The organism is Dactylosporangium sp. CA-233914 (assembly GCF_050942935.1).
Classification (GTDB): domain Bacteria; phylum Actinomycetota; class Actinomycetes; order Mycobacteriales; family Micromonosporaceae; genus Dactylosporangium.
Genome location: NZ_CP192030.1, coordinates 9,108,125 through 9,130,855, shown reverse-complemented (window position 1 = coordinate 9,130,855; position 22,731 = coordinate 9,108,125). Strand labels below are relative to the sequence as shown.

The following is a 22,731-nucleotide window of genomic DNA, read 5'->3' as shown; positions in this document are numbered from 1 at the left end:
GGGAGTCGTGTGACGACGGACATCGAAGCAGCCGACGACGATGGTTCAGTTGACCGGATCTCGCTGTACGGGTTGGTTCATGATGGCGAGGCGTCGGAGCGCGACAAGGTCATCCAGGTCGTTGCGCTCCTCACGACTGTGCTGCGCCATCACGGGATCGACGTCCGACCTGTAGCGTCCTCGGCCGGGCGGGCGTTGGTTGTGAACATGCCCGCTGGCCACGCCTCCGTCATTGAGGTGACCGTCTCAGCGCGGAACGATGTGCACGACGAAGTGCTCAGATTGCAGCGGGCAGCCGCTGCGGCGCCGCGGTTTCGACACGTCCTGCTGTCGATGGAGGGCTACACCGACGACGACATGCGTGTGCCGCATCCTGTTGATGCGGCGGGAGGCTTGATCCTGATCGACCGGACGCACTTCGAGGCGATCCTGTACGGACTGATCGACCCTGAGGTGCTGTTGGCAGAAGTCGCGCACCACGCGGACTTCGAGCAGCGACCCTGGACAAGCCTGACTGACCTCCTAGTCATGGAGCCGGCGTCCGATCCCGCACAATTCCAGCGGGCAGATCGACGGCCTGCGCCGTGGAACATTGTCGGTCAAGCGCACGCCCGGGTGCGCGTCCGACATGTGCTGACCGGTGACCGCGGTTGGGGTTCCCCACATGGGTTCACGGCGGCTGATGGCCAGCTCTTGCTTACCGTCGAGCACGGCATTGTGCAGGCAGACCTTGCCCGGGGGTCGGTTGGCTGGCTGCTGCCGCTCCTCGGCTGCCATGGTGCGCCGTTGGTTCGAGATGACGGCACCGTTCTGGTGCTGTGCCGCGACGGCGTGGTCGCCTGGAAGGACGGAGTTCTGACTCCGGTCGGTGGCGGCTTCACCAATGCTCGTGCGCTCATGGAGGGACCCGGCATGAGTGTCTGGGTCTTGGCCGGACACGGCACGTCGTTAGGTGACAGTGACGGCACGCTTGCTCTGACCAGGCTCGGCGACGGTCCTGGCAGGCAGCACACTCACCGGATCTACTTCAACGCCGATGTCCGTACCGCGGGCTGGCTGGAAGATCTGCGGTTCTTTCTCGCCGCGCCTGGGCACTCTGCGGTCATCGACCTCGCCCGTAGCAGTGAGGTTCGGCCCGAGGATCGGATCGAGTCTCCACACGACCGCCCCAACCACATCGTTGTGATCAACCCGCGGCGAGTGATCACCGCCGCAGCAAGCCCCAACGGCGTCCATGCCTCTGTCTACCGAACGGACATCGACACCGGCACCAGCACATTGATCGCGGAGTTGAACAGCAACCGCGTGGACGGCCTGGCCCGCAACACGGCTGGTGATCTGCTGCTCCTCGGCGACGTTCGCGGCAACGACGTCACCACGCCATGCCCGATTGTCGTTGCGATCAGTCCCGTGTCGGCCGGCGTCCCCGCTGCCGCTGCGAGCGGTCCGCCGCCCGAGGTGAAGGCACCGAACGTTCCGGTAGCGACGAACGGCGCTCACGGTCAACCTGACCTCGCCGAGCCGACCGGGCTGTCAGCAACGCCTGCCGAAGACCTCCGCCGCGTCAGCATCGAGGCTCGAGGCATGCGGAAAGACTACAAACTCGATCCGCGTCCACTTGTCCCTGCTGGCGGTCAAGGCACCGTGTTCGGAGCCGTCCACAAGCCGACAGGGCAACGAGTCGCGTTCAAGCGACTTAACCAGACGACGACCGCCTATCGGGCCCGGATGCGCCGTGAGATCGAAGCAGCGCAACGGTTCGGCTGGCACCAGAACGTCATGCCAGTGCTGGACTTCGACAGCGCTGCCGACTGGTTCGTCATGCCGATCGCCAGCCACAGCGCACAAGGCGTCGCCGCCGACCTCGCTGATGACGAGGCTCTTCGCAAACTGATTGCCGCGATCTGCGAGGCACTGCGGGAACCGCACCAAGCGGGCTGGATCCATCGTGACCTCAAGCCCGACAACGTTCTCTGGCTCGAGGACCGGTGGGTCGTCGCCGATTGGGGTCTGGGGCGTCGGCCGCGCGGCCAGACTACGGACCCGAACCGGACGCGCGCCGGGACTGAATTCGGTACGCCTGGATTCGCCGCGCCGGAGTTGTGGCGCGATGCGCACGCCGTAAGCGCTGCGGCCGATATTTACAGCATCGGTCAGATTATCGGTTGGGCGCTGACCGGCGCCTGGCCTGCGGTGAACGTGCCGCTGCTGCCGTCGACTGGTCCGTGGCGCAACGTCGTGAAGGCTGCGACGCAGGCTCTGCCGGAGCTTCGTCCCGCCACTGTCGATGACCTCCTGCTGCTGATTGCGGTCGAACTCGATCCGCCGGCCGAGTTGCCAATCAGCCGCGCTGAACACCTACTCGCTCGGGTGCGCGACGACGATGATGCAGCGCTGGATGAGCTTGTGCGGCTCATCGCCGGGCGCGCCGGCGACTACGAGCTCTACATGGACGTGCTGACCGAGCTTATAGACGAGCAGGTCCGGAAGGCTGTGACCGGAAACCCGTCCGCGTTCCGCGACATCGTTCAGGCAGTGCCGGACCTGCACAGCAACACTGGTGTCGTCCTCGAGTACGGCGACGTCGACCGCCTCGTCACATGGTTCCTCACAGTCGCTTATCAGGCTGAGAAGATCGAAGAATGGGATCTGATGGAGGACGTTGCCGACGCGATCCTCTACCTCGATCTCTGGGACCGCTGGAACGTGCAATCCGACATCCGCGCGTGGTTCGCGACGCGAACTGGGCACGCTGCGGCGGTTGTCGCAGCCGTCATTCGACGCAACCCGGACAACCACCGGCACTTTGTCGACCTGGTCGACGACCGTCAGGTGGACCACCGCATACGTGCCGCCCTTGTCTCCACGTCGGGTCGCGCCAGCTGAGTCGGTATCGTCGGGTTCCGCCGACGATCCGCGTTCGGCAGGCAGGGGTCAAAAGGGGGTGGTGATCATCGGCGAGATCGAGCGCCACGTCCAAGGCGCTGACCAGGAGCACGCACCGCTCGACCGAGACGGATTTCTCGACCTCGACGCCGCTGCCGGCATCATGTCGGCTGGGGACCTTGCCGGACGGCCGGGAAGCTTTGTCCTGCTCGCACCGGGCGGCGTCGGAAAGTCCGTCGTCTTGGATGAACTGCGGCGGCGGGAGGATGGCCTCAACGTCGATCTGGTCGGGCTTCGTGGCGCTGAAGTAAGCCGGGCGATCGGCGATGCGCTCGCGTTCGGGAAACCGATCTACCTCGACGCTCTGGACGAAGCTCTGCAGACCGAACGTGCCCTCGTCCGGCTGGTGAACCGCGCGATGTCCGGATCCGGAACTGACGGGATCAGATGGCGGCTTGCGTGCCGCCCGTCAGCATGGACCAGCGCATTTGTCGACGGTGCCGCGCCTGTCGAAAAGTTGCGCCTGCTGCCGATGACGCGTGAAGCAGCCCGCCGTCTGCTTGCCTCTCTCGATGTCGATGAGCGCTTCCTGGATGTGCTGGCCGTGGCGGGCCAGAGCCGGTTAAGCGCCTCGCTACTGCATTTCATAGCGGTGGCTCGGCAGTGGCAGCAGGACGGACATCTTCCCAGCCGGCGCGCAGACACCCTGGAATCTGAGGTCCAACGGCTGCTGACCGAGCGGGAGGACATCCGGCAGCCGTTGTTGGCAGGCGTGGACATCCGGCGCCGGACAGCCGGCCGTTTGGCTGCCTTCGCGGCGTTCGGCGGGATTGGCCGGTTCGCGTTCCGCACCGGCGCAGGTCAAGCGGCTGTTGCGATCGCCGAACTACCGACCGCACCTGAGCCCGACCGCCCAGATGCAACCATTGGGAGCGAGGTCTACGCAGAGGTACTGGGAAGCGCCCTGTTCGACACCGCGCCGGGCGATACCGTCGCCTTCCGGCACCGAGAGTATGTGGACTATCTCGCTGCGAGATACGTGATGGACCGGACGCCTGTGAGGTCTCAGGTCGCCGGCCTGCTCGGTCTGACCGACGGAGTGCTGCCCCGCTCGATGGTCGCAGTCGCGGCGTGGATGGTGGCGCTGCGCCCGGAGCTCGCCGACCTCGTGGCATCCGCCAACGCGATTGCCGTGATCGATGAGCCTGAGGTCGGCCTGCATCCCGCCGCGCAGGCGACGCTCGTAGACGCGCTGCTCGCGGATGCGCGGGAGAATGACGTGCCGCCGCGGTGGTCATTGGACCTGTCGGCTGTCGTCCATCCCGGGCTGGCGGGCCAGCTCACCGACCGGCTGAGGATCGGGGTTGGCTCACCGTACGAGGCGTGGTGGATATGCCGATTGGCCCTGGCCGGACAGGTCTCGGCAGTCACCTCCTCGGTGTTGGCGATTGCTCTCGACGGTCGTCACCCGTCCTGGGCCCGCCGGCCAGCGATCGCCGTAGTCGTTCAACTTGGCAATGAGCCCGAGCGGTCCGCCCTGCTCGAAGGTCTGAACCTCGATCCAGACGCGGATCCGGACGACGAACTGCGGGCCGGACTTCTTGACGGGCTCTACCCACGGCACATGACGACGACCCAGATGCTTCCGTTCGTCACACGGCCCCGACAGTTCAACGTCATCGGCGCCTACCAGCGGTTCCTTCTGGAATTTCCCGCCAGGGTTACGAACGATGATCTTCCTGAGGTCATTGCCTGGGCGCGTACGGTCCTGCGGTCGTCGATCTCCATCGAGTCCCGCCAGTGGGTGATCGGATTGTCGGTTCGGATCGCGGAGCAAGCCATTGCCGCATCCGATGACCCGGCAGTTTTGGTTCCGCTGTCCGAGCTTCTCGTCGACCTGCTCGGAGACAGACGCGTCAGCGCGCATTGGGCCGAGGACGCATCCCGGCGCCGACATCTGGCCGTCGCCGTCGCAGCGCAACTCGACGAACAGCGGTGGCCCGTCCTAATCCAACTCAGACTCGTCACCACCGCCGACGTCAACTGGCTTACCGACACCGTTCACCAGGAACGCAGCACCGGCTGCTGCCAAGTGCTCGCCCGATGCCTTCAGCATCTGACCGCCCCGCCCACACCAGCGGAAGACGATCAAGAAGCCGGTGAGCACGAAACCGGAAACCGTCTGGACCTGGCCAAGCTGCAAACGGCGATTGTGGCTGTCCGACAGACCCTCGCCGCGTGGGCCGACATCCCGGCCGCCCTGACACCGACTACAGAATTGGAACAGCTATTTTCGTGCGACCTTACGTCCAGGCCGGGCTGGTCGCTGCTGACCCCGGATGAGCAGCAGGAGATTCTCGACCGAGGCCTCGAGTACGTGTCCGGGCATACGCCGGACCCGGGCCTGTGGCTCGGCAAGGCGACAATCGGGCCCAACGTCATCCGCGACTGGTCCGGGGTGTACCTGCTGACGACGCTTGCTTACCACGCACCGGACCGCCTCAGCAGGCTCTCTCCGACGGTGTGGGCGCAGTGGGCGCCTGCGATCGCGAACGCCTGGGCCTACCGCAACGTGGACCTGCTCGGGGGGCTCGTCGACATTGCTCCAGGCGAGGCTCAGGCCGAGATCCGTAGTGCGGTGCAGGAGGCACTCGAAAGCCGGGCAGATTGGAAACGCGCACCGCTGTACAGGTACTTCGCCCAAGACCTGGCGCCTCAGCTGGCCGTCAGCGTGTCACGGCGCCGCTACTCCGACGACCAGGCCGCGGATGTTCTGGCCTTCCTGATCGAGCATGACCCGGAGCGTGCCGTCGCCGCGGCACGATCGGTAGCGAGCGGCGACGACTCGGAACTGTCCCGAGCCGCAAACCGATATCTCGCTCGGGTCGACAGCAGCGAGGCGATCAACCGCCTGCAAGGTGAACCGCTTCCATCCGGCACGTTCCTGGAACTCCTTGAGGGCCTCGACCTTACGACCGTCGACAACGACGGGCTGACCGCCCTGGCCTGCCTCCTCCTCAAACGGCTCCCGCTTGCCGAGAGCTCCCAAGACAGCGATGGCTGGCACGACAGTCCCGCACAGCGGGAGGCTCGGATGTGCTACCACGTGGTCGAGATGCTGGCCACGCGCGGCCTCGCCACAGAACTGAGGACGCTTGCGGACGGGCTGTCGCCGCAGGGGCAGGCGCTCATTCGCCATCATCTGCGTCAGGCCCGACAAGCCGCAGCTGACAATGCCCAGATCCACCTCGACCCGGCCGGCGTCCTCGCGCTCGTCGGCCGCTCTGATCTCCGGCTCATCCGCAACTCCGGCGACCTGATCGACGTCGTGATGGATCACCTCGATGAGTTGCAGCACGAACTCTCGCGCAAAAGCGGGTTCCGCGACCTATGGTCGCGAGATGGCAAGGACCTTGGCAGCGAGGATGACATCACCGACTGGGTGACGCGTCGGCTGAACGATCGGCTCGGCCGCGACCGCATTATCCTCACCCGGGAGCCCCAAGTCGAACGGCTCGCGGTTCAAGGCTCCGGAACACGCATCGATCTCGCGGTCGATGCTCCAACCAGCACAGCGCCTGTCGGGATCGCGAGCGCGACCATCGAGGCAAAACTGTTCAGCAACGCCAAACTCCACACCGCGCTACGCGACCAACTCGTCGGTCAATACCTTGCGGCCAAAGGCGAACGGCACGGCATCTACCTCGTGTACTGGATTCCACCCGAACAGCGAACCGACCGCTCGCAGAAGTACGCCGACAAACAGAAACTCCTCGACGACATGCAGCGCTGGGCAGCGGAGGTAGCCCCACAGTTCAGCGTGAGCGTCTACGTCCTCGACGTCAGCTGGCCGACCCGTGAACGTTGACGAGCATGGCTGCGCTACTCCGGTGACCTACCAGTGCCGGGGCCGGACTCAAGGTCCCGGCACCGATCGCCTCCTGCACGATGTACTGGTGGATCTCGCCGACGACTGTGCCGCACATGCAGCTTCCAGCCGGGTTCTGTCCAGCCGCGTCGTACGAATCATGCTGTGAACGGAGGGCACAGCCAGCCGGTGCTGGTCCTGGCCGGCCGGTTGAAGAGCGAGCAGCAATAGGCCGACCTCGAGCGGCACAGCTTGGATTACGCAGCGGCTTGGCGCCACACCATCGGAATGCCGCCGTCGTGCCACGTCGACACACGTCTGGACAGGTGCCAGTTGCTTCGGGCGCGGCAGCCGGAGTACGGAACTACCTTCTGCGGCCATGTCTCGCTACCGTCGCACTATGACAGGTCCCGGCGTCGTCCGTTACGCGCTTCTGTTTGCCGGAAGTCGTGTCGGCAGCAGGTGAGTGCACAGCTGTGTGAGGTCTTCCTCGGCGATCGCATCGACGACCAGAACGAGCGCCGGTTCCTTCAGCGGCTGCGAGTTGACCTTGAACGACGTGGTTGCCCCGCCCGCATCTACGCAAACTTCATCACCCGCAGCTATCAGCGCCAAGTGGACTTTCTCGTCAGCACCGCGCACCGACTTGTCCACGTCGAGCTGAAGACGGTCGATCAGCAGTTGCCGCTTGTCTCAGACCTCAACGGTGTGTGGGAGCAGCAACTGCCCGATGGGCGGCGGCGGCCTCTGGAACGAAACTTCTACCGGCAGGCCCAACAAACGACGCAGGCCATCAGCGACGACATGCACGCTCTTGTCGTCCGCGGCGAAGTCCCTCGTCCAGCCGGCAAGTTCTACAGCAGCATCCACACCGTCATCTGTACCTACCCGGACATCCCCAGCGGCTCCAGGCTGAGCAGGCATCGATACGTCGACATCGCCGGCTACGAACAACTTCTCGAACTGCTGTGCAATGACGGACCGCGGCCAGCATGGACCGATGAGCACTGGTCCGCGTTCGTCCGCTATCTGCAGCTTGTTGGCGAATCGTCCGACAGCGCTGAGGAGGTTGAGCGCTGGGCCAGCCTCGCCGCGTTGCAGGACTACTGTCGTCGCTTCCTAGCCGCACGCAGTCAGAATCTTCCGCCGCTGGTTCCGCTGCCGGCGCTCAGCGGGCAGGTGGCTGTTGCGAACCCACTCGAGTTCTTGATGGAAGCGGTAGCGACTCAGAGAACCGTCGTGTTCGTCGGGCCGAGCGGCGCCGGCAAGTCACATGCCGCTCGGCATGCCGCCGTCGCGGTTGCTGAGGCCGGCGGTGTTCCGCTCTGGGTCCGGTGCGGCGAGTACCAGCGTGGCCGATTCAGCCATGCGCTGTCTCGTGCAGTCGCTCCGTTCACGACGGAGGCGTGTATACCGCTGCTTCGTCGTGTCGCCGATACCGGCAGCGCGGCCGTCGTCATCCTCGATGGACTTAACGAGTGCGCGCCCGCCGACCGAGGCGAGCTCATTGAGGGTCTCAACGCACTGCATCTGCGCTGGCCGATGGCCACCATCATCACCTCGACGGAACCGGTCGAAAGGCCCGACGCGGAGGTCACCGTCCTTCATGCTCTGCTACCCGACGACAACGCACGCAGCACGCTGCTTTCCGCCTACGGCCGACCGGACGGACTGGTCGGCGCCGAAGCATTCCGGACCCCCATGGAACTCGCGATGGCAGTCGAATGCGGGGAGTCACTGCCCGCGGGCGCCACGTCCACTGAACTGTTCGATGCGTACGTCTCCCGGCTGTGCCCGACAGAGCAGACTCGTGCCGGGCTACGCCAGCTCGCGTTCGAGATGGGCCAGAGGATGCGAGGATCGTTGACCTTGCTGGAAGCCAGGGTCACGCTGCACCGTCGGGCCGGTGCAAGCGGCCAGGAGTCGGTCATCGACGCGGTGCTGAGTTCTCCGTTGCTCAGCCCGACGCAAGGCCACGTCGCGTTCCGCCACGAGACCCTGGCCCGGTTCCTCGCCGCGGAGCATCTTCTGCTCGACGCGGCCGACGGCCGTGCCCTCGCCGAGTCACTCCGCGATCCCCGAAACCTCGATCTGCACGATCACGTTGTCGCACTCGAACCTGATCCCGACCGCAAACGCGACGTCCTTCTTGAGATGGCTGATGTCGACTTGCTGTGCGCCGCGGTCCGCGGGGACTACGGAACCGCAACCGCGCAGGCCATCAGCATGGTTATCTCGGCAGCTCTCACGGAAGCTTGCGCCGCCCTTGACGAAGCCCGGTTGGTGCGGGAAGACGGCATGCCGGATGTCGACTGGAGCTACTGGACCGCTGACACGTCGCGAAGCATCGTGCAGCAGGCGCTGCTCGGGGCAGCGGGGGCGTGCCTTGCGGACGGCTACTTTCTCGACGAAGTCGGGACGCTCCTCGATCGCACCGACAACCGCTGCGCCGAGGAAATGCGCCGACTGCGAGCTGAAGGACACAGATCGGCGGTCAGCACCGTCGTCCATGCGACCTACGGCAGACTCCAGTACGGCAACGAACGCGAACGTCGCCGGTTGGCCGCGTCAGTGGTTGTCAACGGCTGCGAGCACCCCTGGAGGAGGCGACGACGGCTAGCAGGACACTCACCGACACGTACCCTGTGGGCATCGCCTGGCCAGCGTCGGTGGGGCCGGCTCACAGCAACGCTGCTGCTGATCGATGCCGAGGACCCTGCAGATCTGACGTTGCTGCCCGACTTGTTCTCCGCCGCCTGGAGGGCGGGCGGCTACCACATGCGCGTCGCAGCACTGACGGCTGCAGATCAAGCGGCGTACCGCGCGGACGAGGCTACCCGTCAGCGCATGCGAACCGCGCTGGACGAGTGCGGCGGAGAAAACATCCTGCTGAACGGCCTGCTGTTCGAGACGTTGGCGGCCTACGACGCCATCGAACCGCTGAACACCGAGGAGTCCATCCGGGCACAGATCGCCGGAATACTCGCCCGTCCAGCCGACCCTCAGGCGTGGCAGGACGCCCAGAGCATCATCGGTATGCACTTCGAGGACCAGCGGCTGCACGGACCCTACAGCGAGGTCATCTCGTCCCTCGGGGACGCGGAGTCACTGCGGCTGCATGTCATGGCCGCGCGCAGCAGCACGTTTCCTTACAACCGCGACTGGATCATGACGGAGATCGTCGAGCGCCTCGACCATGCCGACGCCGACACCCGTGAAGTGCTCCGCGACGCAGTCCTCTACATCGACTGGAGCCATCCCTTCAGGCAGGAGATCGTGTCCGCACACCTCATTGCCCTGCACGGGTGGGCGAAGCTCGCCGATCGCCTTCCTACGGCACCCCCGACCGATGACCAGCCCCCCAAGAGGGCGTGGCGCATCATCGACGAGCTGCTGTTCGCCGCGATCGTCGGCAGCTACGACGACGAGGAGGTGACGGCGCTGTGGACCGAACTGCGCGGGCCTCTCGCGGCGGCGGCCGCCGATGTACTCGCGCACCTGCAGTCCGTCAGCACCTGGAGAAGAGAGCTGCTGCAGCCATCACACTACGAACAATTGCTCACCACCTGGCCGGACCAATGCCGACAACTACTTGAATGGTGCATCCAAAGTCCGGACCGGATCACCGCAACCTTCAGCAACGGCCCTGCCCACAACGCCCGACAGTACCTCGTCGGCGCCCTCGCCCACGTCGGCACCCAGAGCACCGCTGAACTCCTCAAGCCGCACATCACCGACCCAGACATCGGAGCGGCAGTGGTCGCAACGATCCGCGCGATCGAACGCCGGCTAGAGATCTCAGGCAGGTAGAGCCAGCATTGTCTTGTCAGCACTTCGGAAGGGCGACATCCGACCATGACGGCCAGCGTCCCGTACCAGTCGCTGCGATACCTCATCCGCGCCACCGGTACACCCGAGGTGACCACCAACAACCTCCTGGAAGCGCTGCTCATAGCCGACCGTGCGATGTACCGGGCGTTCGTCGACGCCGTCGGCCACCTCACTGGCACCGATCTATCCGACACCCGGCTTAGCCGCGAGACCTACACCGTCGATGAGGTGACTGGCAAACAGTCCTTCCGAGACTTCACACTGGCCCGCGGCGAGGACACCTCGTGCATCATCGAGACCAAGGTGGACTCATCCCTGACATCCGCCGATCAGGCCACCCGGTATTTGCGCCAGTTGCCCGAGGGCGGCGCGCTCGTCCTGGTTACCAGGGCGCCGCTCGTCAGGGCACTGGCCGTCCAAGCTGGTCAACAGCTCGGCGTCGCGCTGCAGGAGCGCAGCGGCATTCACCGAGGCGAGGTTGATGATCGCAAGGTGGTCCTCTTGTCATGGACACACTTGCTGCACGCAGTCGTCGACCCAGCCGGCAAACCGTTCGACGAACTGCTCGCGTTGGATGCTGCGATTGAGGGCATCAGCGACTTCACGCCGTTCAGCGCGGCGGTCAACGACATAGCCGTCGCCAGAATGGTGAGCCAGGTCGCAGACGTCGCGGAGGAGGTCTGCACGAGCCTCGCCGGGCAACTGGCGGACGCTGGTGTCCTCGTTGACTGGGTGAGCGCCGTCAGAACGAACGGCCGGGCGGTATGGGTCACGGTGGCAGTGCTGCAGCACGAGTTCTGGGTGGGCTACGACGCGGACTACTGGGCGACTGTCCCCGGTGACCCGAATTCCGACCACTCCGGGCACCCCACCGCCACCCCACCCAGCCCGTTCTGGGCCGGCCGGTTCAACTACCGCGTACGGCGGGCAGTAGCGGCTGCCGTTGCCGAGCGCCGCGAACGGCTGGATCGGCTGGGTGTAACCCGGCCGCTGAGAGTCGCCCTGGGCGCGCCGTTCGACACGGTCGTCGCCATGCTGCTCGAACAGGCAGTCGCGCACGTCGACGCGATCAGCGCGGCCCTCCATGCAGACCCCGGCGTACCCCAGTCGCACACGCTTCCGTCAGAAGGGGAAGACGCCGAGATTCAGTACGAGACTGGCAGCGAGGTCGGCGATCAGGGCTAGTGCATCAGGTGAAGCGTTGCGGTTGCACTCATCCGCCGATGACAGCGCACCTCAGTAATCCGACTTCCGTTCTCGGCTCTTGCACGAAGGCACGTCGGCTCGGCGCCCTCCGATAGGTTACTGCGACACGTCCAAGATCGTTTGGAGGAGGAGTTCCGGCACAGCTGTCAGCGCCTCGGTCAGCAGGTGCTCGATCCGTACGGCGACCTTGCTGTTGTCCACGGCGATGTGGTCCGCCCAGGCCTCGGGGTGGTATCGGGCGAGCATGGACAACGCGAACAGGACGGCCCACCACGCCATGACCGGGTGAAGGGAGTCGGTGTTCGCGCCAACGGCTGGAAAGACATACCGGTCGTGCAAGCGGTAGCTGGTGGTGTGTGAGAGCGCGTCGGCGGTTCGCTCGTGGTATCCGGTGTGGCTGCAGGGGTACGCCAGGTGGACGGTACCGCCCTGCCCACCGGGATACACGCCCTGGGATACATCGCTGTGTGTCCGGCGAGCTTCGGGTACCGGTCAAGATGAGCCTCCAATGCTGGCGCGGCGCCCTGGTGCTGCGGGGGCGGCATGAGGCCGGACGCAATGCCTGTCACGATGAGCTGCACCGGCGGAGCCGTCGGGGCCTGAGAGAGCACGCTGAGCTCGTCGACGGTCACCGGAAGCGGTCCGGCGTCGTTCGGGTGGTCGAGCGGAAAGGCCTGGGCCTCGGGCAAGGTGTTCCACAACTCGCCGAGGGCTACCGGGGCGGTGTCGTCCCATACGGGAGAGCCGAGGATCTTCGACAGGCGCGTAAAACTGCCCGCGGCTGTGTTGTCGCAGTGGAACTGGACGTCGGCGAGGGCGCCGACGAGGGTGGACGTGTTGGCCTTGATGCCGTGCCCGATAAGCGGGTATTCGTTGTTGTGCACGTGCTTGGCGGCAGCAGCGATGGCCCGGCCTCCTTGTGACAAGCCGTAGAACAACAGCAGCGGGCGGGTCGCGACGCCCACGCTCGTGGCGGCGGTGAACATCTGCTGCGCCTGTTCGAGCGCGGCTGCGTAGGTCTTTCGGCGCCCTCCTCTAATGCCGGCGGGCGGCTCAGCCCGGGTTGACCGAAGCGCTGCCCAAACGAGATTAACGTCCGCCTTCGCTGTCACTTGACGATCGTCCGCTTACTAACCACGACGAGATGCCAGCGGATTCATCGACCCACAGGTGCTTTGGCCGCATACCAACTCCGACTTGTCCCAGCTCGCTGCCTTTGATCTTGGGTCGCAACCGCCGGCCTCCTTCGCTGCGTACGACCATATTTGTCGCGCTGGCGTAGCACTTCCGGATCGGCGTCCTCACTGACGCCCGCCGCCTTGGCCGCCGCGAAGTCCGCGTCGGTGACCTGTACCGGCCGCGCATTGACCTTGCCGACCAGCGTGTCCAGCGGCACCGGCAGACCGGCGTTCGCGAACGCCGCCGCCCGCTGCTCGGCTGCAGCATGGCCCGGTCCGTTCACGATCCGGTCGACCAGTGCCCGGTGTGCGGCTTGCTTCTCGTCCTCGCCCGGCACGACATGCTCTGCTGCGCAGCTCGGCTCGATCCTTCACACGTGGCCTCGGCCAGCCGCCGCTGTCCATCGCTTCAGGCCCAGGAATGGCAGCCATCTCACGTTGTGGCGAACATACCCTTATGTGACCTGTCGTTGCTCATCGGAGTGTTCAAGTCGGCAATTGACCACTCGGAACGTCGTCGACGGGGCGCATGAGCGGGTGCGGCTGCCCGGTCATCGCGGCGAGGGCGGTGGCGACGGTTTGAAGGTCGGCGCGGATGTAGGTGGTGGCTGCTGGTCCGGTGGTGTCGGTGTGGCCGGCGTAGGCCGAACTCGATCGGCATGTGGGGATCGTCTGGTACGCGGCCACCGTCGCCCGGAGATGGCGGGAGGGCGATGCGATTTCCGAGGAGGAGTTCCGGGCGATGGTGAGGCCACGCACGCGCGCGGACTCGGCAGCCGACGAGTAACAGCACCGGCCCGTAACGCCAGCACTACCAGGTCTGGGTGCCCGCGGGTGGACATCGCCAGCTACTTCGATCAATATCAGGGATGTTGGAACGGGGGTTTCGCATGGACCGCAGGTCAGCACCGCACGCAACCGGCTCGACAACATCTGCTGCACGGCCGGCCGCGCTTGCCGAGCACCTGGACTTGCGGTGTCCGAAGTGCCGGGGCATCGATAAGGTGGGCAAGGTAAGCGCGCAGTACGCGGGCAGTACGACCCGGACCACGATCCGGACGCAGCAGCAGTCGCTGACCGGAGAGTGGTACACGACAGAGGCGACGGCCATCACCCGGACCGACCTGGCCCGGCAGCTCGCGCCCCGGCGACAGCCCGCGTTGTACCTGCTGCCGGCTGCGGCCGCGGCGATCCTCACGGTCATGCTCCTGTGCAGCGTCGGGCTGATGGCCAACGACCCCGGCGGGCTGACCCCGACCGGGGCGCTCGGCGTCGTGATGGTGCTGTTGATCATGGCGGGTCTGCTCGCCGGCGCGATCGCGTTGACCGTCGTCTTGTGGCGGCGGCACCAGGCGCAGCTGCCGGACTTCCATCGCCGACTCCGGCACTGGCAGAGCCAGTTCTACTGCGCCCGGTGCGACATGACATTCGTACCGGCGGCTCGACGGCTGCCGACCGCCGACTGATCACGTTTCGCCCACCTTCGCCTCCGGTCATGGGGCGAGAGTCCCAGGGCGTGAGCTGCTGCAGTCCGAAGCTTCCGCGCGCACCGGGATAGCCGCGACGCATCCCGTCTGCTTTGCGACGATGCCGCGTGCCGGGCGTGCAGCGTCGCAGTGTGCCGCAGCCGTGGTCGCAACTCGCGTCGCTGCCCGGCAAGCGGCGGCAGACGGTGTCGCAGCGCGATCGCCGTGCTGACGCGTCGTCAGCGTGACTTGGAATAGCCGTCACGTCGGCGCGCTACTCATCCCGGCGGTCGACTATCAGGCAGCCAGTGCAGTGAGTCCTCGCCGGCACCATTGCGACACGGTCGCATCGTGAGCGCGGCCACGTCGCTACCGTTGCCTGCGTCGATAATCCGGAACTCGACGTTCCCCAGCCCGCCTCGAATCCGGCGAACGGTCGTGGGGATGCGGAGTCTTCGCTACAGGGCTGTGCCCTACGGGAGTATGGCCGCACCGTTCAGACCACGGCGTCATGCACCGGGCGATGCGACGCCGTGGCATCGGCACGGTGGCAAATGTCGCAGCGACCGTGGTGCACGTCGCAGGCATTGTTTGATGGTGCGACCTCGCTGGCCGGGGATGGTCGGTCGTTCGGGTTGCTGTCGTACAGCGCGTCCGCAGGGTCGACGCTGCGACGGCGGTGCTGCCGGCTGCGACCGTGTCGCATCAGGTCGCCGGGTGTCGCAGGAACTCGCACCGCGGTGACGTTCCCCCGCACACGTGCCCACACGTGCTGACGCGTTCCGGGCGGAGGTGCGTTGCGGGCAGGGTCAGATTCGTGCTCATCACGGTCATCGCCTGGTCGTTTCCGCGGCGGGTCGTGTGGTGTGCCGTACTCGACCGACACGGGGGAAGCATAGACAGCGACGATCGCACTGCGACGCAAGCACCGTCGCAACCGCCGCAGCCCGCTGCGACAGGCGACGGCAGCCGTCGCAGCGGCGGTGGCCGGCATCGCAGGAGCCGCCGGCCTGGCTGGTGGAGCGGCTGGCTGCGACGGCTGGGTCGGCCCAGCGGCAGGCATCGCGAATGACCACCGCCGTCCCGCCGGGCGCCGCGGCCGATGACGACACTGCTGTGCCGTTGGTCGTGGCGGTGTGGCACCTCGCTCGGAGGGTCCGGTCCAACGCCGAACGCGTGGTCCTGGCCGGATCCGGCCTGACCGTGCCCGACTTTGTCGTGCTCCACCTGATCTCCTCGCAGCCGCAGGTGCGGGTGCTGGACCTGTGCCGGCAGATCGCGGTGGCGAAAGCGACGCTGAGCGACATCCTGGCCAAGCTGTCGCGGCGCGGGTTCGTCAGCCGCGAGCGGCCGGCGACGGATCGGCGGACGGTGGTGCTGTCCTGTACCCCAGCTGGCCGTGCCCTGGTCGCCGAGATGGCCGAGTCCCTGCGCGTCGCCGACCGCACCTACGTGCGCGACAACGACGACCTCATCGTGCTGTGCGCCGCCTTGAGCGCGGGCATCGCCGAGCTGGACACGGCGGCGTGACCAACCGCCGTCCGCTCCCCGGCCCGATCGCGTCGCTGCTGGCCGCGCGGGACACACGCCGGATGACGGCGATCGGTGAGCCGTACGCAACAGATCTGGACCGGGCCGTCGCGGCCGTGCCGCTGCTGCGCCACGCGTTGCGCGCCGAGCAGGACACCGGCACAGGTCCGCCGGTCGGCTGGTTCACCGACCAGGTCGTCGGGCAGATCGCCGAGCTGCTGCGGGCACCGGCACAGGCGTGGCAGGGCGAGCTGTGTGGCAGCTTGACCGACGCGACGATCCGCACGCTGCTGCCGCTGCGGCACGCTCAACCGGGCACTGTGCTGTACCGGTCGACAGCCGCACATCCCCATGTCGCCGAGGCGGCGCACGTCCTCGGTCTGGACACCGTGGTCGTCGCGGCGGACCAGCGAGGCGTGCTCAACCCCTCGCAGCTGGTGGCGGAGATCCGGCAGCGTCGCCCATCAGCGGCGGTCGTCGTGGCCACCCTCGGCACGCCGGCGACCGGAGCTCACGATGACGTGGCAGCGATCCGGGCCGCAGCCGAAGGGCTGCCGATCCGGGTGCACCTGCATGTGGACGCACCGCTGGAAGGTTTGGCGCTCGCCGCGCGGGCTGCCCCGCAGACACCGGCCGGGTTTGACGCTGGCGCGGACAGCGTCGTCGTGGCCGGGGACCAGTTCCTGCCGGTGCCCCTGCCGTGCGCGGTGGCCGTGCGCCGCAGCCCCGGCCCGACGGCGGTTCGCGCACCCGTTCCGATCACACCCGTCATCCCGGCCTCGCCCGCGGATCCGGCAACCGGGCACAGGCGGTGGTCCGGCTGCGGGTCGGGGCACGCGGCGGTGTTGCTGTGGCAGACCCTGCAGGAGTACGGCGTCGACGGGCTGGCCCGGCGCGCCCGGCGCAGCGACGCGCTGGCCGGCTACACCCTGCGCCGGCTGCACGAGCTGCGCTGGCCGGGCTGGCGGCATCCGGGGTCGATGACCGTCCTGCTGCAGCCTTCGTCCGCGCTGCTGCTGCGGCGGTGGTCGCTGCCGGTCGAGGCGGGCTGGGCACGCATCGTGTGCGTGCCGGGGGTGACCGAGGCGCACATCGACCGGTTCATCACCGAGCTCAGTCACGAACCGCCGCCTGTCCCGGTCGCCGCCAGCGTCGCACTCACTCCAAGCCCGGACCGGGATCTGGACCACAACGAAGCTCGCCCGCCGGGAGTTGCCGCGGACACCGACGTTGTCGCGCCGATCGCCGTCGACCGCGCGCCGTCGCGGGCGGCATGACATTCATCGCCTGACCGTTTCTGGGAGGAATCGCGTGCACGTGTCCCGACGTACCCTGCTCACGGTCGCTGCAGGAGCGGCCGCGCTGATGCCCGCCCGCCCGGCTGTGGCCGTTCCACCGCCGCCCGGACCGCCGCTGCCGTACACAGGCACCGCCCCGACCGGCGAGGAACTGTGTTTCCTGCCCGCGACCGTGCAGCTGGAACTGCTGCGACGCCGGCAGATCTCCGCGGCCGAGCTGATCCGGGCGCACCTGGCCCGGATCCGCCGGATCAACCCGGCGATCAACGCCTTTGTGTACCTGCTGCCCGAGGAACAGATCCTCGCCGCGGCGCGGGAGGCCGACCGCCGGTACCAGGCCCGGACGAACCGGCCCTTGGAAGGGATGCTGCTGGCGGTCAATGACCTCTTCGACTACGTCAAAGGCGTCCCCAACACCTTCGGCTCCCGGCCGTTCCACCAGCTCGGGTTCACCGCCCCGTTCACGTCGGTCTACATCCAGCGGCTCATCGACGCGGGTGCGATCGTCGTGGGCAAGACGAACAGCGCTGAGCTCGGGCACAAGGGCACCACCGACAATCTCGTGTTCGGGTCGACGCGGACGCCGTTCGACCTTGACTACAACGCCGGCGGGTCCAGCGGCGGCGCCGCCGCCGCGGTCGCGGCGTTCCTGGTGCCGCTCGCGCAGGGCTCCGACGCCGGTGGCAGCGTCCGTATCCCGGCGGCGCTGTGCGGGGTCGTCGGGTTGAAACCGACCCAGGGCCGTATCCCGCAGGACGCGCCGCCGTTGCCACACACCCCGATGCTGACTCCCGGCCCGATCACCCGCACCGTCACCGATGCCGCGCTCCTCATGAACGTCATGAGCGGCCCGTCCCCGGTCGACATGTTCTCCCTCCTCGACACTCCGGCCAGCTACACGGGCAGGCTGTCCGGGCGGCTGCGCGGTGTGAAGGTCGCCTACAGCCCCGATTTGGACCTCTTCCCCGTCGATCCGGCCGTCGCCGCGACCGTCCCGGCCGGGCTCGCCGCGCTGCGCGCCGCCGGCGCCACAGTCACCACCGTGCGCCTGGGCCTGGACCAGATCCAGATCCACCCGCTGTGGTCCCCGGCTGGGCGGCCGGTCACGCAGGACGACCTGTCCGCGCTCTGGGTGACCCTGCAGTCGGTGCTGTACGCGCACGGCCGCGACCTGCTCCTCGTCGAAGGCGCCCCCGTCGACCTGCTCGACCCCGCCGTCACCGACCAACTGTCCCCGGACCTGGTCGACATGATCCGCCGCGGCGAAGCGACCAGCGCCGTGGAGTACCAGCACGCCGTGTTCCTGCGCGTCGCGGTCAACGCCGCCCTGGAGCGGGCCTTCGCCGGCTATGACCTCATCGCCTGCCCGACCCTCGCGGTTCCCGCCGTGCCGAACGGTCCTACTGGTTACACCGTCGGGCCGAGGTCGATCAACGGTGTTGGGGTCAACCCGCTCATCGGTTGGGCCTTGACGTATCTGACCAACTTCACCGGCCACCCGAGCCTCACCGTCCCGGCCGGCATGGCCGGCCGGTTCCCGATCGGCCTGCAGCTCATCGGACGCCGCGGCGCCGACGCCGCGGTGCTCAACGCCGGCTACGCCATCGAACGGCACCGGCCCTGGTACACCGATCTTCCCCGACACTGATCGGTGACTGGCGAACAACCCGCGCAGCCCGTGACGGCCAGCCGTCATGGGCTTCTCGCAACAGCCGCCCGACCGAAGGGCAGCTGCCACCACGTCCTGCGTCGAACGGCTGTCGGCGTGGGGTCGGCGCAACGAGCCGACGAATCGCGTCGCCGTTCAGGGACGGTCGAGCTCGATCGTGATGCGGTGGACCAGGGCCTCGAGAAGGCGCCGCCCACCGGCCAGCCCGATGAAACGATGTTCGGTCTCCACCACCTGCGGCGCGATACTGCGCCACAGGTGGGCGCCGTCGTCGGTGAGCTGTAGCAGCACCTGGCGACCGCTCTGCAACACTTCCAGCCGAGCCACGGCCCCCCGCCGGGTGAGCCGGCCGACGACCTCGCTGAGCGTTCCCCGGCTCATGCCCACCCGGTTGGCCGCGTCAACGCTGCGGATCTCCGGATTGCCGGCAACCATGCGCAAGACCTGGAACTCGCTCCAGGTAAGCCCGTTCGGTGCCAGGACCTCCGCCAGTACGGCGCCCTTGAACCGTTGCGCGACCAGGTCGAGCGCCGACACCAAATCCGGACTGCTGGGCCCGTGCGATGGCAGCGCCGGGTCCGCTGCTGCCTCGGCTCCCGGCCGGCGGCGCCTCGCCGGAAGCTGCGGGCTGGTGGCTTCTGCGACCGCAGTCATGAGCGATTGAGGCAGGCCGTCGTGCAGCACTGACCTTGCCGTGTCGGGCGAGTGGGCTACTTTCATCCGATCGTCGTTCGTGTTCAATGCGGGTCCCCGTTGGCTGTGGTAGGCCGAAGCGGTGTGCAGGCCGAAGACACCGCACTCGGAGACGACGGGCAGCGGCATCCATCGGTGTGGCCAGCCACCCACGAACGTCAACACATCGGCGTCACTCAGCGTGCGTTTGGCAACACGCCGACGATCGTACGCTGCAGCGGCAAAGTCCGATGTCCGTGGCCATCGACGATGATGACGATTCTCGACCGCACCCAGCCCGACTCGGCTCGGTTTGCCTGATGCTCGGTGTATCCGATTATGTCTCGAACGGGCAATCGTCGCCGCCCGTCGGGCGACCCGGCAGCGGCTACGACCCGCCAACCACATCAACGGCCGTAAACGCCGCATCGTGAGGCAGCGGCCAACGCACCAGGACAAATCACGTCAAGCCGTAACTCGCGCGGGCCGGTACCGCAGGGCGACCGCCCCCGACCGGAAATCCTGGCGCCTCACGAGCTTCAGCTCAAGCCGCTCGCCTAAGCCGGCGAGCAACGTCGGCCCGTGTCCGGCAAGGACCGGCTGCACAAGGAACTCGTACTCGTCGATCAGTCCCAGATCTGCCAACGCCAGGGGGAGCGTCACGCCACCCACCCACAAGCCCTCGCCTGGCTCCTGCTTGAGCCGCTGAAGCGCTTGCCCCAAGTCGCCTCGCACCAGCTCGGCATTCCAATCGACCCCGCTCAGCGTGCTCGACACGACGTACTTCTTCGCCCGGTCGATGGTCTCGGTGAACGGGATCTGCCACTCACCCATCCAGTCAGGCCACGTGCCCGTGGCCGGCTGCCGCCACGCCGACTCCATCATCTCGTAGGTCACCCGACCGAACAGCAGGGCATCGGCTCGCTCCATCTCAGCGGTCCAGTAGCGCATCGACTCCTCGTCCGGGGGGAGCCCTGCCTCGTGATGACAGCAGCCATCGAGCGTGACGTTGATCGAGTATCGAAGTGCTCTCATCTCGTTGCTCTCCCTTGATGCGCGCCCCGCGTTCATCGGACCCTACTTAGACGACCGCCGGGGCCATTTCTCATCGGTGCCCCGATCGCACTACATCAACGCCGCACCGCGCTGTCACAGAACGCGCGGTGCCCGGCCCAGCAATCGTTCCCACCAACGCCGGCTCAGAGTCACGCTCCGAACGTCGCAAACGTTGCCTGACGCGGCACTAGCTGTGGCGACAGGTGATCCTGTGGTCGGTGTCGCCTAGGCTTCGACTGTGCCGGCCTTCTCAACGCAGGACCATCCCGGCCTTCCTCGAATGGCAGGCCGGCCAGTTGTCCTTCAGTGCGCCGATGCGGGTGCCTCGCAGGCCGCAGCGAGCCTGCCTGACCTTAGCCTCGATCCGTGGACCGGATTGCTCCGCCGTGACCAGAACCGGTGTGGAGATGTGACGAGAGTGCCCTGCCAGCTGGGATGATCGGGTTTGTCTAGGACCCTGACCGGACCAGCGTGGAAGGACACTCTCGGTGCAAGCATCTCATGCCTGGCGCGGTGACAGCGCGGTGTTCGATGAGGGCAACCTCGTGTCGCACGCGGGCCTGGTGCCGCTGCTGGAACTGGCCGAGCAGACGGGACTGTCACAGCTGCTGGACGAGCACGTGCGGTTCGTCGACGAGCGGGTCAAGTCCGGGGCGGCCAACGCGACACCGAAGCTGACCTCGATCGTCGCTGGGATGGCCGCCGGCGCGGACAGCATCGACGACCTCGACGTCATCCGCGCCGGTGGGACGGGCAAGCTGTTCAGCGGCGTCTACGCCGCTGCGACGCTGGGGATTCTGCTGCGGGAGTTCACCCACGGCCACACCCGGCAACTGTCAGCGGTCCTGCGCCGGCACCTGCTCGCCCTCGCCGCGCGCACCCCGCTGCTGGCCGGCATCGACGAACGCGTGTTCATCGACATCGACTCGCTGCTGCGCCCGGTCTACGGCCACGCCAAGCACGGTGCGTCGTTCGGCCACACGAAGATCGCGGGCAAAACCGTGCTGCGCCGGGGCCTGTCCCCGCTCGCCGTCACCATCAGCACCCCGAACGCGGCGCCGGTCCTGGCCGCGGTCCGGCTACGAGCCGGACGCGCCGGCTCCGGCAGGGGCGCGGCGAGCATGGTCACCGAAGCCCTCAACACCGCCGTATCAGCCGGCGCGGACCCGGCGAACATCCTGGTCCGCGGCGACTCCGCATACTGCTCCGGCAAGAACGTCACCGCGGTCGTCAAAGCGGGAGCACAGTTCTCGTTCACGATCACCCGCAACCCCGCCGTTGACGCCGCCATCGCCACCATTCCCGATGAGCAGTACACACCCGTGCGCTACCCCGGCGCGGTCATCGACCCGGACACCGGGCAGCTGATCTCCGACGCCCAGGTCGCCGAAGTCCCGTACACCGCGTTCACCGGCACCCGCCACGAAACCACCGGCCGGCTCGTCGTGCGCCGCGTGCTCGACGCCAACACCCAGGACCCGCTGTTCCCGGTCTGGCGCTACCACCCGTTCTTCACCAACACCACCACACCGGTCACCGACGCCGACCTCACCCACCGCCAGCACGCCATCTGCGAAACCGTCTGGTCCGACCTCATCGACGGCCCCTGGGCCCACCAACCCTCCGGCTCCTTCCCCGCCAACGCCGCCTGGACCATCCTCGCCGCGATCTGCCACAACCTGCTCCGCGCCGCCAGCACGCTCACCGGCACCACCCGCTACACCAAAGCCCGAGGCGCCACCCTACGCACCCACCTGATCACCATCCCAGCCCGGCTCGCCCGCCCCCAACACCGCCCCACACTGCACCTACCCGCACACTGGCCCCGCGCCGCAGCCTGGCTCACCCTCTGGAACGCCGTCTTCGCCACCTGAGACAGACCACCCCCTGCCGCACGCACCACCACGCAACACCCCACCCGCAACCAACCCGACGGGCAGGAAACCGAGCACGCTGGACCGAGGGCCAGCAGCACAGCCACACCCTCAACCCAACAAGATCAATTCGATCTCATCCAAACACCCACGCAAGCGCCGATCCACGGATCGAGGCTAAGTCGGTCGACCCGGGG

General features: G+C 67.2%; 13 protein-coding genes and 1 pseudogene. 9 read left to right on the top strand and 5 right to left on the bottom strand.

Translation table 11 applies throughout. The annotated features are described in order from the left end of the window. Positions 1-9 precede the first annotated feature (9 nt). The 4 genes from ACQPY0_RS40785 to ACQPY0_RS40770 all read left to right on the top strand — a co-directional run bounded on the left by ACQPY0_RS40785 (position 10) and on the right by ACQPY0_RS40770 (position 11,770). A complete protein-coding gene (locus ACQPY0_RS40785; RefSeq protein WP_432973589.1) occupies positions 10-2,886 on the top strand; it encodes a protein kinase domain-containing protein in 2,877 nt (958 codons plus the stop codon). Between the two features lie 61 nt (positions 2,887-2,947). Next, positions 2,948-6,754 carry a hypothetical protein gene (locus tag ACQPY0_RS40780; RefSeq protein WP_432973586.1) on the top strand — a complete coding sequence of 1,269 codons (3,807 nt, stop codon included), beginning with the start codon at positions 2,948-2,950 and terminating at the stop codon, positions 6,752-6,754. 462 nt (positions 6,755-7,216) lie between these two features. Then, a complete protein-coding gene (locus ACQPY0_RS40775) occupies positions 7,217-10,564 on the top strand; it encodes an NERD domain-containing protein (RefSeq protein WP_432973583.1) in 3,348 nt (1,115 codons plus the stop codon). 45 nt (positions 10,565-10,609) lie between these two features. Next, positions 10,610-11,770, top strand: a complete 1,161-nt coding sequence (locus ACQPY0_RS40770) for a hypothetical protein (RefSeq protein ID WP_432973580.1) — start codon at positions 10,610-10,612, stop codon at positions 11,768-11,770. Positions 11,771-11,887: 117 nt separating this feature from the next. Here ACQPY0_RS40770 and ACQPY0_RS40765 read toward each other — a convergent pair whose 3' ends face one another. The 3 genes and pseudogenes from ACQPY0_RS40765 to ACQPY0_RS40755 all read right to left on the bottom strand — a co-directional run bounded on the left by ACQPY0_RS40765 (position 11,888) and on the right by ACQPY0_RS40755 (position 13,307). Continuing rightward, positions 11,888-12,238 (bottom strand): YaaC family protein, encoded by a 351-nt coding sequence (locus ACQPY0_RS40765; RefSeq protein ID WP_432973577.1) that lies wholly within the window; start codon positions 12,236-12,238, stop codon positions 11,888-11,890. A gap of 284 nt (positions 12,239-12,522) precedes the next feature. Next, positions 12,523-12,777, bottom strand: a pseudogene (locus tag ACQPY0_RS40760) (YaaC family protein); the annotation flags it as partial. A 170-nt stretch (positions 12,778-12,947) separates the two neighbouring features. Continuing rightward, on the bottom strand, positions 12,948-13,307 hold the full coding sequence (locus tag ACQPY0_RS40755; RefSeq protein WP_432973574.1) for a hypothetical protein: 360 nt from the start codon (positions 13,305-13,307) through the stop codon (positions 12,948-12,950). 666 nt (positions 13,308-13,973) lie between these two features. On the opposite strand from ACQPY0_RS40755, the gene ACQPY0_RS40750 reads away from it, so the two are divergent. The 4 genes from ACQPY0_RS40750 (at position 13,974) to ACQPY0_RS40735 (ending at position 18,911) form a co-directional block, all read left to right on the top strand. Next, complete coding sequence (locus ACQPY0_RS40750) at positions 13,974-14,435, top strand: hypothetical protein (RefSeq protein WP_432973571.1); 462 nt, start codon at positions 13,974-13,976, stop codon at positions 14,433-14,435. A gap of 1,068 nt (positions 14,436-15,503) precedes the next feature. Beyond that, positions 15,504-15,965, top strand: coding sequence for a MarR family winged helix-turn-helix transcriptional regulator (locus ACQPY0_RS40745; protein ID WP_432973568.1), 462 nt, complete (start codon positions 15,504-15,506; stop codon positions 15,963-15,965). Next, positions 15,962-17,242 (top strand): pyridoxal-dependent decarboxylase, encoded by a 1,281-nt coding sequence (locus tag ACQPY0_RS40740; protein ID WP_432973565.1) that lies wholly within the window; start codon positions 15,962-15,964, stop codon positions 17,240-17,242. Before ACQPY0_RS40745 ends, ACQPY0_RS40740 begins: the two co-directional genes overlap by 4 nt. A 40-nt stretch (positions 17,243-17,282) precedes the next feature. Next, positions 17,283-18,911, top strand: a complete 1,629-nt coding sequence (locus ACQPY0_RS40735) for an amidase (protein ID WP_432973562.1) — start codon at positions 17,283-17,285, stop codon at positions 18,909-18,911. A 156-nt stretch (positions 18,912-19,067) separates the two neighbouring features. Here the strand turns inward: ACQPY0_RS40735 and ACQPY0_RS40730 are convergent, their stop codons facing one another. Both ACQPY0_RS40730 and ACQPY0_RS40725 read right to left on the bottom strand, forming a co-directional pair. Then, positions 19,068-19,754, bottom strand: a complete 687-nt coding sequence (locus tag ACQPY0_RS40730) for a MarR family winged helix-turn-helix transcriptional regulator (protein WP_432973559.1) — start codon at positions 19,752-19,754, stop codon at positions 19,068-19,070. A gap of 315 nt (positions 19,755-20,069) precedes the next feature. Beyond that, positions 20,070-20,639 (bottom strand): dihydrofolate reductase family protein, encoded by a 570-nt coding sequence (locus ACQPY0_RS40725; protein WP_432973556.1) that lies wholly within the window; start codon positions 20,637-20,639, stop codon positions 20,070-20,072. Positions 20,640-21,148: 509 nt separating this feature from the next. Here ACQPY0_RS40725 and ACQPY0_RS40720 point away from each other — a divergent pair. Next, positions 21,149-22,534: an IS1380 family transposase gene (locus ACQPY0_RS40720; protein WP_432972463.1), complete on the top strand. Its 1,386-nt coding sequence runs from the start codon at positions 21,149-21,151 to the stop codon at positions 22,532-22,534. Positions 22,535-22,731 lie beyond the last annotated feature (197 nt).